Annotated in this window: 6 protein-coding genes and 1 pseudogene; 4 read left to right on the forward strand and 3 right to left on the reverse strand. The window is 33.6% G+C overall.

All coding sequences use genetic code 11. The annotated features are described in order from the left end of the window. Positions 1-876 precede the first annotated feature (876 nt). Positions 877-1,059, reverse strand: coding sequence for a hypothetical protein (locus ACP6PM_RS18570; protein WP_426587188.1), 183 nt, complete (start codon positions 1,057-1,059; stop codon positions 877-879). A gap of 146 nt (positions 1,060-1,205) precedes the next feature. On the opposite strand from ACP6PM_RS18570, the pseudogene ACP6PM_RS18575 reads away from it, so the two are divergent. Continuing rightward, positions 1,206-1,815 (forward strand): annotated as a pseudogene (locus tag ACP6PM_RS18575) (helix-turn-helix domain-containing protein); the annotation flags it as partial. Between the two features lie 10 nt (positions 1,816-1,825). Here the strand turns inward: ACP6PM_RS18575 and ACP6PM_RS18580 are convergent. Together ACP6PM_RS18580 and ACP6PM_RS18585 are read right to left on the reverse strand one after the other, a co-directional pair. Continuing rightward, positions 1,826-2,092, reverse strand: coding sequence for a hypothetical protein (locus ACP6PM_RS18580; protein ID WP_426587190.1), 267 nt, complete (start codon positions 2,090-2,092; stop codon positions 1,826-1,828). A 610-nt stretch (positions 2,093-2,702) separates the two neighbouring features. Further along, entirely contained in the window at positions 2,703-4,514 is a 1,812-nt protein-coding gene (locus ACP6PM_RS18585) for a sodium:solute symporter family protein (RefSeq protein WP_426587192.1), read from the reverse strand. A gap of 866 nt (positions 4,515-5,380) precedes the next feature. Here ACP6PM_RS18585 and ACP6PM_RS18590 point away from each other — a divergent pair. From ACP6PM_RS18590 to ACP6PM_RS18600, 3 genes are all read left to right on the forward strand, one after another. Next, the gene (locus ACP6PM_RS18590) at positions 5,381-5,752 is read left to right on the forward strand and encodes a response regulator (RefSeq protein WP_426587194.1); all 372 of its coding nucleotides are present in this window, start codon (positions 5,381-5,383) and stop codon (positions 5,750-5,752) included. A 24-nt stretch (positions 5,753-5,776) separates the two neighbouring features. Further along, complete coding sequence (locus tag ACP6PM_RS18595; protein ID WP_426587196.1) at positions 5,777-7,921, forward strand: EAL domain-containing protein; 2,145 nt, start codon at positions 5,777-5,779, stop codon at positions 7,919-7,921. A 529-nt stretch (positions 7,922-8,450) separates the two neighbouring features. Continuing rightward, on the forward strand, positions 8,451-10,163 hold the full coding sequence (locus ACP6PM_RS18600; RefSeq protein WP_426587198.1) for a response regulator: 1,713 nt from the start codon (positions 8,451-8,453) through the stop codon (positions 10,161-10,163). The last annotated feature ends 538 nt before the right edge of the window (positions 10,164-10,701 follow it).

The following is a 10,701-nucleotide window of genomic DNA, read 5'->3' on the forward strand; positions in this document are numbered from 1 at the left end:
ATGATGGACGGGAATCCCGCGCTGCAGGTGCAGGTCAGCGTCGGGAGGATGTCAATAATTACCGAAAAATTAAGGTTTAAAGCCTCTCCTTTAAAGGAGAAACAAGAAAAATTTTTCCTTTGAGTCAATCCTCTCCTTGAAAAGAAGAGGTAATTAATAATTAATAATTATTAATTATTGAACGTATCATCAAAAATTAGATATTATGCTATATTGGGGACAATGTTTTCTCTAACATTTCGCCATAAATCTTGTGAGTTTAAAGACTCTGTTCTTAAATATACGAGACAGCGCGGGATTCTCAACCATGGGGATCTTAAGGCTTTCTGCTTCCATGCACCAGCCTAATCGCTCGAGGCTCTTTCCGGTGTAAAGGCGCGCTCCTAAAGACTTGCCAGCGCGGTCTTGGGGATCTTCCCCATGAGGGACTAGCGCTGAAACTGCTAGCCCAGCAGCCTTAATTTAGCTACCATAGCACACTATTGGCAAAACCGCACATTGATTGGTTTTCTCATACGAAGCTCCCCTCCCCCTTTCAAAGCTATGCTTTATCAACATCATTTCTTAACATAAAACTTGACAAAATATACAAGTTATGATGTAGCCTTTGAGATGCTTTTTCTGGAGAAAAGTGTATTGAATTAAACATTTTTTTGAGAACTACAGACAAGATTCTCACTTCCCACACCCCCCACATGGACCACAAGGTTTTCAGGAGTTCCTTATCAGGGATAACCTTTCAAAGGGGGGTTATGGGGGATGGAAAGCGCTGGTCTTCAAGCAACGTTTAGATAAATTACATCAATCTTTGCTAAAACCTGTATAGGGAAGTTTTATAGAACATCTCTACATTTTTTTTAGAGATATCTAATGATATTAGGAAAAAGAAACATTAGGTGTAGATACCATTGCTGCTTCTTGAGGAGAACTTAATTCCTCTGTCGGAGCTGGTGCTGCGAGGTCGCCTGGTAGAAATATACGAGCGCTGACTGCTACCATAGCAATTAAAAATATGATTACCACGATAAATGGAGCAATATATTGACGAAAAATTTGCATAGTTATTTTTAAGTCTCAAAGTGAAATTTACCTGTAGGGAAGTTCTATGGAACTTCTCTACTGCTTGCATAGAAAGTCTATAGCAATCCCAAATAGGTTTTGATGGATATAATATTAATAATAATCTGAGTTTGAGCCAAAAGCAAATGAGTATCATAGATGACTTAAATCATTTTATTAATCAGACAAAAGAGGCGAAAGAAATAAGAAGGGTTTTAGCAGCCAAAATGGCTATATAAGGATATTCTTATCATCAAATCAGAGAATTACTCAAAGCTTCTCATGGTTTTGTGAGTAAGTGGAAAAACCAGGCTCTTTTTCAGGGATTAAAAAGTTTACAACTGCAATATCAAGGCACTCAAGGTTACTTAAAACCAGAGGCAAAATTGGAGGTAATTAACTATCTAAAAACTCAAGAATATCTAAGATTTTTCCATCTAAAAATCTACTTATAAACAGAATACAATATAGTTTTTCCCTCGGAGCAAAGCTATTATAACTTGTTAAAATAAGCTGGAAAAAAACTCAAAAAAAGAATCCAGCCAGAAATGATGAATTGGTGGAACCCAAAAAAAAGCAATCGAGCAAAAGTTAGAAAATTGGCAACAGGAGATTTCAATGAAAAACCTGGCAGTGTTTATGATTGACGAATGTCATCTGTTGTGGGGAGATATCTTGGGTTATGCTTGGGGAAGAACCGATACAAGAATAGAAATTCCCATCAAAAATGAAAAAAGTAGACAAACTTATTATGGGGATTAGATTATCAAACCCACATTCCGCAAGACAAAATGTAGTATGCAAAAGCTAGAAAACTTAAGTAAGTATTTACAGCGATTAAAAAGACTTGTTCACTGTGACTGAGTATAAATTCAACCATGACTGTGCCAAAAGATGAGGTCTGAAGTAGAATCTGGGTAAAAATTGCCATCACAAAAACTCTGGGAGTTATAGAGCCATGAGAATGTCTGGCGAGTGCGATCAATACTTCCAGACTACTTGATGATTTGATTTCAGATGTTTTTTTAGTCATCCTCTCTCAACCCAAAAGATAGTATCTTTGACAACTTGGAGGAAAAAACTTTAATAATTCTAGACGTTTGATACTTAAATTAGAAACCTCTTTGATCCCAGAATTAATCAACAGATGGATTGACTGAAAACATTGAAATATCCAACGTAACCTTGGTCTATTTGTGGGACTACCTAATTGATTTTTCACAGTAGAGTGCCGGAATGTTAAAGTTTGACAATTGGCATTGACTTTCACGTATAAACCAATAAACACAAACCCATAATTAACCCTAAAGCTTCAATTCTCTGGTGAGATTTGAGAAAGACACTATCAGTTAAGAAGAGAGGGTATGCGCAGAAACCTAAAACCTCTTTCTACTGATTGCTGTTCTTTATATTTAGACAAGATTTATTCTGTAGTTAGTGCGTTAGTATCTACAACATTTGTAGCTAATATAAATTTACCTTCTCGCTTTTTTTCCGGGGTTGCACATTAAAGAATGATAATAGATTTTAAGCTCTACATATATTGAGGAAAGAATTTTCCAAAAATATCTACTTTCAGATTTCATCATTCCTGATTGTGCAACGCCAATATTGTTAGTTGTTACCACTAACTGATAAGTCATTTAGAATAAATCCTCATCATCTAACCCTGGTCTTGGCATGGGTAAAATTTTTGACTTATTGAGTTGTCGCAACCACATCCCACTGAATACAGCAATAATGAGGAATATCCAACCAATATTTGGCTTGAGCAACAGGAAACCGCCAGTTGCCAACAACGCTCCAAATAATAATAATATAGATGCCAAAACTCTTTGTAAATCTTTACTCAAATTTTGTGCAGGAGCTAAACCAGTGCTTGCTCTTTGTCGTTGCCAACCAGGACCACCGGGAAGCGATCGCCGATAAAATTCTTCTAAAGTTGTATCAGACTCTTGGGGTGTGACAAACATTGCCACCACCCACAATATTGTTACGGTTGCAGTAATAAAGATAATTCGCAAACCAAAATCTTCTATTTTAAAAGCAGGAACTAAACTGGTTATCATCCCTACAAAAAAACTACCGAGGATAGCAGTTAATTCTGCTGCTGCATTTACCCGCCACCAAAACCAACGTAAAATTAATACTAATCCCGAACCTGTTCCGATAGCTATTACTAACCTGAATACTGTCGCCACATCTTTAGCGAAAAATGCAGCAACTCCTCCTAAAACTGTTACTAATACGGAAGAAAGTCGCCCTACTAAAACTAATTCTGGTTGAGTTGCATCAGGTTTAATAAATCTTCGATATAAATCATTGGTAATAAAAGAAGCACCCCAGTTAATAGAAGTAGAAACTGTACTCATAAATGCTGCTACTAAAGAGGCAACAACTAAACCTAAAATTCCTGGGGAAAGAAAATCAATCATTAATTTGGGATAACCCAATTCTCGGTCTTCTAAATTAGGGTAAATTACAATAGAAGCTAAGGCGACTAAAATCCAAGGCCAGGTTCTAATAACATAGTGCATTATGTTAAATAACCAGGCTGCTTTTTCTGCTTCTGTTTCATTTTTAGCCGCAGCAAATCTTTGTACAAATTCTCCTCCTCCATCACTCCTTCTCCAAGACCACCATTGCAGAGCAATATAAGCAAAAAATGTACTGGCAGTTATGCCTGCTGTTTTGCTAAAACCAATCCAAGAATTACCATTTCCACTAATAGTTAAAGGTGAAAGAGATAAAATATCTTTGTCTGGCATAACTTGAGGAACTTTAGTAATTAACTCTTGGATTCCACCCACACTATTAACAGCAAAAATTGCCACAATAATTGCCCCAAATAGCGCGAGAAAAAATTGGAAAAAATCCGTAGCAACTACTCCCCATAAACCAGATAAACCAGCATAAATTAAGACAAATATACTTACGCCTATCACACTGAATAATTTGAGATTATTTTCGCTAGCATCAATACCTAAACTTTGCCAAATTTCCAAAGCTTCGACAACTTTAACCATAGCTAACATAGCATAGCCAATAGCAATACAATTCATTGGAATAGCAAAGATAAAGGCTTTGACCCCTCGGAGAATAGCTGCCATATTTCCCCCATAACGAAGTTCAGTTAATTCCGCATCAGTAATAACTTCCGAACGTCGCCACATTCTGGCAAAAACATAGATCATTATTACATGAGAAATACCAAAAATCCACCATTCCCAATTACCAGCAATACCTCGGTTGGCCACAACTCCTGTAATGTAGAGTGGGGTATCTATAGAGAAAGTTGTAGCTGCCATACTTGTACCTGTTAACCACCAAGGAAGCGATCGCCCAGAAACAAAGAAGTCTGCTAAACTTTTTGACCCTTTGCTAGATAAATATAGCCCCATCCACATTGTTAAGATGAGGTATAATAAAACAATTAGCCAATCTATTATTTGCATAAATTTCTGTTTAGTTAGGAAGATCTGTATGTTTGACTTTTTTTTAGCTCATAGTTTCAAGTTTCAGAATACCACAGATTTTCATGGTAAAAATTTACTGTTTATATCGTTTATTTTCGTCCGATTTTTTTTCCAAGCTCAAAAAATATAGCAGTTATTTTCTAAATTAGATATAGTATTTTCCCCTTTTATATGTTAGTCTAATCAGATTCCAGACCCCATATCCGGTATTCTCTAAAATCAAAAATTTGTGTACCTCATAATATTTTAGTCATAGTATATATAAGTATATTTTTTGATCGATTCAGTTTAGTTATACAAATATACTCCTGATTAAGAGGGTATCTATAAATAAAAAATTAAGCCTTGATGTAGGGTGGGTTAGGCGGCAATAATCTCACAAAATAAGGCGAAGATTTCTCTGACCGCCGTAACCCACCAAGTATAGATATTTGAGGCGTTTCTTTAGATTTATTTTACAGATACCTTCTAAAGAAATAGGGTTTCAACAAAGCTTTAGCACTAGGAGTATTGAGTAATTAATAATATATTTTTTCTAAATGCCCAGAAAAAATATAGCAATCCTAAATAGGTTGTGATAAATCAAAAAGTAGATAAAAAACTGAAATTCTCACCTGTTCCCAGTTAAGTGTTCCCTAAAAGCAGTAAGATTTTTATACACAAATAAAATAGGATTGCTATAGATTGGGAAATGTTAAATAACCTATGGTAATATTGTTTGATAGTATCTACAGGGGCAAAAGATTGCTGTAAAACGGAGATGGCTATTGATGATTAGCAATCTTTAAAATCTCGTAAAATAACTAGAATAATTACTGTAAAAATTAATCTTAAAGCCACGAAAAATGAAAAGAATAATAATTGTAGATAATGAAGAAGATATGCATTATTTATTCAGCAGAAAATTCAGGAAAGAAATCAAAGCAGGTGAAGTAGAAATTATTTCTTTTATGTCAGTGACAGAAGCATTATCATACCTAGACTCTTCCGAAAAAAAACACATAGATTTAATCATATCTGATATTAATTTGCCTATAGTTAATGGATTAGAACTGCTACAAATAATCAAAGAAAAATATGCACAAATAAATGTATGGATGTTAACTGCTCATGGCTATGATGAAAATTACAAACTTGCTAAAGAATATGGAGCAAATGATTATCTAGTTAAACCAATTAACTTTGAAGAAATTAAACAAAAAATCTTAAATCTATAGTAAAAAAAATCAATTATCAAGATTATGTTAGCCAAAATACTTGTGGTGGATGACGAACCAGACCTAGAATTATTAATTTCCCAGAAATTCAGGAAAAGAATTAAACAAAAAGAACTCAAGTTTGTTTTTGTCCATAATGGCATAGAAGCTCTAGAAATTCTGGAAAATGAACCAGATATAGAGCTAATATTTACTGATATTAATATGCCTAAGATGGATGGACTAACTTTATTAACAAAGCTATCAGAAAGAAAAAACTCGACTATTAAAACAGTAATTATTTCTGCTTATGGGGATTTAAAGACTATTAGAAAAGCCATGAATCTAGGTGCTTTTGACTTTTTAACTAAGCCCTTAGATTTATATGATTTAGAAATTACTCTGAATAAAACATTGAAGGCCGTGCAAGATAGCAAAGAAGCACTACAGCAGAAAAAGTTAGTAGAGCAAGCTCATGCAGAATTATTAAAACAACAAACATTGCGTGAAAGTGAAAAAAGATTTAGAGCATTAATTGAAAATTCTATTGATATCATTATGATTTTAAATCCTGATGGCAAGGTTATTTATTCTAGTCCATCAGCACAGAAATTTTTATATGATTTCGATGAAAATAATTTTAATATATCAATTTTTAACATTATTCATGCCAATGACCGTCAGTTAATCAGACATACTTTGCAAAAAGCAGTCAAAAATTCATCAGAAAAACAGTATATAAAAGAACTGAAAATCAAAAATGACCAACACAACTGGCAAATATTTGAAGCAGTATTTACCAACTTAACTACGGATAGTTATATAGAAGGAATAGTTGTTAACTGTCATAACATTACAGACAGAAAAATAGCAGAAGAAAAACTACTCCATGATGCTTTCCATGATTCCCTAACTGAATTACCTAATAGGGCTTTGTTTATGGATAGACTATCTAATGCTTTTGCTAGATATCAAAGACATTCTCAACATCAGTTTGCCGTGATTTTTATAGATTTAGATCGGTTTAAGATAGTTAATGATAGTTTAGGACATTTAGCAGGAGATCGACTAATTATAGAAGTAGCTAATCGACTTAAACAAGATATGCGCGATGATGATAGTGTAGCCAGAATGGGAGGAGATGAATTTGCTATATTATTGGAATATGTTAAATCTGAAGAAAGTGCTGAATATGTAGCTCAAAGAATTCAAAAATTGCTACAGTTACCATTTCATATTAATAATCAAGAGGTTTATACTAGCGCTAGTATTGGTATTGCCTTACCTAATAAAGATTATAAAAGTCCTACAGATATCCTCAGAGATGCAGATACAGCTATGTATCGTGCTAAAACTTTAGGAAAAGCTCGTCAGGAAGTTTTTAATACATCAATGTATGCTGATAATTTAGCACAACTTAAGTTAGAAATAGACCTCAGACAAGCTTTACAACGCAATGAATTAGAGTTATATTATCAACCAATAATTCTCTTAGAAACAGGTTTAATATGTGGCTTTGAAGCATTAATTAGATGGAAACATCCACAGCGAGGAATGATTTCTCCAAATGAGTTTATTCCTATAGCAGAAGAAACAGGATTAATTATCCCGATTGGTTGGTGGACGCTGCAACAAGCTTGTCAGCAAACTTATAATTGGCAACAACAATTTTCTCTTCAGTCTTTAACAATTAGTGTTAATCTTTCTGGCAGACAATTTTCTCAATCTAAACTTGTAGAACAAATTGATGAAATTTTATGTTGTACTTGTTTAGATCATCATAGTCTGAGGTTAGAAATTACTGAAACTACAATAATGGAAAATGAGCAAATTGTGATGGGAATATTATCAGAACTAAAAGCGATGAATATACAGTTAAATATTGACGATTTTGGGACTGGTTATTCTTCATTAAGTCGTCTGCGTAACTTTCCTATTGATACTCTGAAAATTGACCGTTCTTTTGTAATGACAATGGATAGTGAATCACAAAACTTAGAGATTACAAAAGCAATTATTAGTCTGGCTGCTAATTTAGAAATAGATGTGATTGCTGAAGGTGTAGAAACAGTTACTCAACTAGCTTTGCTGAGAGACCTTAATTGTAAATATGGGCAAGGATACTTCTTTTCCAAACCTGTTGACAGTTCCCAAGCAACTAAATTAATTGCCTCAGCTAAAAAATGGTAAACTAAAAATTATCTTGCCTGATTTTTTAACTATAGCGTTTTTCAAGTTACCGAAAAATTAAGATATAAAGCCTCTCCATTCATGGAGAAAAAAGCGGTTGTTTGCGGAGCATTCCGTTAGGATGGGATGGCGAGGTCTCCTCGCCATATCCAATCAACCAAGAGAAGAAAAAAAATCCTTGAGCGCCAATCCTCTTTTTTATAAGAATAGGTAATTCTCAATTCTCAATTCTCAATTCTCAATTCTCAATTCTTGAATCAGGTACAGTTGTTTTTTTTCTTTTCTATTACCACCTAACCCAAATTACTGCTCCCTATTCCCTAAAACAAGTCAATTTTGTATTTCACCAATATGGGAATTGCTATATATTAGTAATATAGCACTACGGATTAAGGTTAGGACATTTCTAAATCCTGTTAGCGGAGCTTTTCCCTATACGAAAAACCCTTTATTAGTTTACTATTCCCTATTCCCTATTCCCTATTCCCTAGCGCGTAGCGCTATACAATATTCAAACTAAAATGAACCTATGCCAGCAAAAATACTGGTTGTCGATGATGAACCATCCTTTAAATCAATAATCAACCAAAAGTTCAGAAATAAAATTAGGAAAAAAGACCTAGAATTTATTTTTGCTTCTAACGGTTTAATCGCTCTGGAAAAGTTACAAGCTGAACCAGACATAGATATGATATTGACTGATATTAGTATGCCAGAAATGGATGGTATTACCTTACTATCTACTCTTTATGATATTAATCATCCTACACTTAAAACAGTAATTATTTCTGCTTCTAGCGATCTAGCTCTTGTCAGAAAAGCCATGAATTTAGGAGCCTTTGATTTTTTAACTAAACCAATTGATTTAGAAGATTTAGAAATTACAGTTAATAAAACTCTAAATTATGTTCAAAGGTTAAAAGATGCCCTCAAACAAGAACATTTAATAGAAGCAGCTCAAAAGTTATATGACAGTGAAAAAAGACTAGAAAAATTCTTAGAAACTTTGCCAGTAGGAGTATTTGTAGTGGATGCTGATGGTAAACCTTTCTACACTAATCAAACTGCACAAAATATCTTTGGTAAAGCGATAATAGCCGAAACTACTCCACAACAAATTCCCGAAATTTATCAACTTTATTTAGCAAAAACAGAAAAATTTTATCCTTATGAACAACAGCCAATATTTCAAGCTTTAAAAGGGGAAAATGCTAGAATTGATAATATGGAAATTCGTCAAGGAGAAAAGATAATTCCTGTGGAAGTATCAGCAAGTCCAATCTTTGATGATAGTGGTAAACTAATTTATGCGATCGCCACTTTTCAAGATATTACAGAAAGAAAAAAAGCCGAAGCAGAAAGGATTCAATTTACTCAACAACTAGAACTTAAAAATACTGAATTATCTAAACTTAATCAATCATACAGTCGCTTTGTGCCAAAACAGTTTCTCCGATTTTTAGGACATGAAAGTATTGTCGAAGTTTCCTTGGGTGAATCTGTACAAAAGAAGATGTCAATTTTATTTTCTGATATTCGCTCTTTTACTACTCTTTCAGAAACCATGACTTTAGCAGAAAATTTTAAATTTATTAATTCTTATCTTTCCCGTATGGAACCTCTAATTACTGCTAATTATGGTTTTATTGATAAATATATTGGTGATGCTATTATGGCACTATTTGGTCGGTGTCCTGATGATGCTGTTCAAGGTGCTTTAGAAATGCTTTTAGAACTAAATAAATACAACATTCTTCGGAAAGGATATAATAAATCACCTATTAAGATTGGGATTGGAATTAATACAGGTTCCTTAATGTTAGGAACAGTCGGTGGAATTAATAGAATGGATACTACTGTGATTAGTGATGCTGTAAATTTAGCTTCTCGTCTACAAGATTTAACCAAAGTCTATGGTGCTTCTTTAATTATTAGTCAACATACCTTTTTTGCCCTTAAAGATTATACAAAATATAATTACAGATTTCTTGGTCAAGTTAAAGTTAAAGGGAAAAAAGATGTAGTATCTTTATTTGAATTTTTTGATGCAGATCCGCCAGAACTCATCGAATTTAAAAGACAAACTAAAACTTTATTTGAGCAAGGGGTTATTAGTTACTACTCTCAACATAAGGAACGAGCTACTCAAATATTTCAGAGAATTATCAATTTAAACCATCAAGATAAAGCTGTTTATTTCTATCTTAAAGATAATGATGAGAAAAGGGAAGTAGTAGAGTAGCGGAATTAGGAGTAATACCGTTTCAGGGAAGTTACAGCAGTTTCCGCAGCTATAAGGTACTTATGTTAACCGTTTTAGGGCTCACGGGGGAACAAGCAAAAAATATTTACCCCGTCAAAAGTCCAGCTATTGCACTTCATAATAACGGGAAGCGCTGTAAAAATAAAAAGTTATGTATGAAGATTTTATAGGCTCGAAACTTTGACATTACAGTAATTTCAGAAAATCATTTCATATCTAAACTGTAAACTATTTCTGATATCTTTAAAGTGAATTCCTATCAGAAATAGGAAGTAGAGGAGAAATTGAAATACATACACTATTTTTGTAGCCTATGAGAAAGACTTATCAGCTTTTTCACAACAATAGATTAAAGAAATAATAGAAGTATGTTTGAAGTTTTATAAGTTATACCAAATCCTGTTTACATAGACTATTAATACAGATCGGTTGTATGTATTGTCCACAAAATATTTGCTCGGTTTCAGTTAGAGATTGTTTGTAAAGGAAATATAAAAAGGAGATAGGGAACAGGGAA

It is taken from the genome of Dapis brunnea BLCC-M229, from assembly GCF_050015995.1.
Classification (GTDB): Bacteria; Cyanobacteriota; Cyanobacteriia; order Cyanobacteriales; family Microcoleaceae; genus Trichodesmium.

Bases quoted from the DNA above. Each gene is read 5' to 3' on its own strand.
- ACP6PM_RS18570 (WP_426587188.1), bottom strand. From the start codon at position 1,059: ATGCAAATTTTTCGTCAATATATTGCTCCATTTATCGTGGTAATCATA.
- ACP6PM_RS18580 (WP_426587190.1), bottom strand. From the start codon at position 2,092: ATGACTAAAAAAACATCTGAAATCAAATCATCAAGTAGTCTGGAAGTA.
- ACP6PM_RS18585 (WP_426587192.1), bottom strand. From the start codon at position 4,514: ATGCAAATAATAGATTGGCTAATTGTTTTATTATACCTCATCTTAACA.
- ACP6PM_RS18590 (WP_426587194.1), top strand. From the start codon at position 5,381: ATGAAAAGAATAATAATTGTAGATAATGAAGAAGATATGCATTATTTA.
- ACP6PM_RS18595 (WP_426587196.1), top strand. From the start codon at position 5,777: ATGTTAGCCAAAATACTTGTGGTGGATGACGAACCAGACCTAGAATTA.
- ACP6PM_RS18600 (WP_426587198.1), top strand. From the start codon at position 8,451: ATGCCAGCAAAAATACTGGTTGTCGATGATGAACCATCCTTTAAATCA.